Below are 1,182 nucleotides of genomic sequence, written 5' to 3' on the forward strand. Positions count from 1 at the left end.
AAAAAGCAACGGTGTTAGGCCGCAAGCGTTTTTGTGAGATGGTCTCTCATTCTTGCGTTGAGGATGACCACGATCTTTCGAATGACGGCGACGATGGCGAGCTTTCCCGGCTTTCCCCTGTTGCGCAGGTTGGCATTGAAGGCGCGGATGGCGGGTTCGAAGCGGATCGCGGAGAGGGCTGCGACATAGAGTGCGTCGCGGATCGGTCCGCGACCTCCGGCGATCATGCGTTTTCCACGCATCTGTCCGCTGTCGCGGTTGAGCGGCGCGACGCCGACGAGCTTGGCGATCTGGGCTTTCTCGATAAGGCCGAGTTCGGGCAGGTCAGCCAGCAGGAAGCAGGCAGTTCGCATGCCGATGCCCTTGAGCGACATGAGCACTTCGGCCTTTGCGGCGAGGTCGGCATCGGCCTTGAGGCAGGCGGCCATTTCGTCGACAACTGTCTGGCGTTGGCCGCAGAGGAAGTGCAGCGTCTGCTCGATCCAGTCTCTGGAGAGGGTGTCGGCCTCGCCTCCGGTCAGCTTCTCCCTGCGGTTCTTCTCCTGCACGATCATGTGCGAGAGCTGCCTGTATCGCAGGACGAGTTGTGCCAGAAGAACCGATTGGGCCGATCGTTCCGGCAGTATCCGTGTGTGCATGCGGCGGCCGTAGTCGGCCAGGACGAAGGCGTCGATGCTATCGGTCTTGGAGAGCTGGCCGCAAGCTCTCGCGAACTGCCGCACCTGCCTGGCATTCACCTTGGCAACGGGCAGACCTGCGGCCTGCAGCGCCGCCACGGCAAGGCGCTCGTAGCCTCCGGTCGGCTCCAGGATCACACGCTCTGTCGCTGCCAAGGAAGCAAGGAACGTGACGAGGTTGGCGCATCCCTCGACCGTGTTCGGGAAGCTTGCCCGTTCCTCATCAGGCAGAAGACACACGTCCAGTGACGATTTGGATATGTCGAGGCCCACAAAGCGGGTAGTATAAGCCATAGGCTTGGTCTCCCTTATACGCGAGCGCAAGGCTCTCTCAACGGTTCGACGAAGCCTCAAGGCGCGCAAAGGGTTCTGCTTTTTTGCGAACGCAAGGTTCAGGCCCCGCAAGGACCAACCGCTTCGCGCGCCGTCATCGCGGTGTTGCAACCACCACAATGACAAGAGGCCGGAACATCGTAACCGATGTTCCGGCCTTCCAATGTATAAG

1 protein-coding gene is annotated in these 1,182 nt (G+C 60.9%); it reads right to left on the reverse strand.

Annotated elements, in window-relative coordinates:
• Positions 1–14: 14 nt before the first annotated feature.
• Positions 15–971 carry an IS110 family RNA-guided transposase gene (locus NNZ72_RS25345; RefSeq protein ID WP_257318456.1) on the reverse strand — a complete coding sequence of 319 codons (957 nt, stop codon included), beginning with the start codon at positions 969–971 and terminating at the stop codon, positions 15–17.
• Between the last annotated feature and the right edge of the window lie 211 nt (positions 972–1,182).

The sequence above is a fragment of the Shinella pollutisoli genome (assembly GCF_024609765.1).
Taxonomy (GTDB): domain Bacteria; phylum Pseudomonadota; class Alphaproteobacteria; order Rhizobiales; family Rhizobiaceae; genus Shinella; species Shinella pollutisoli.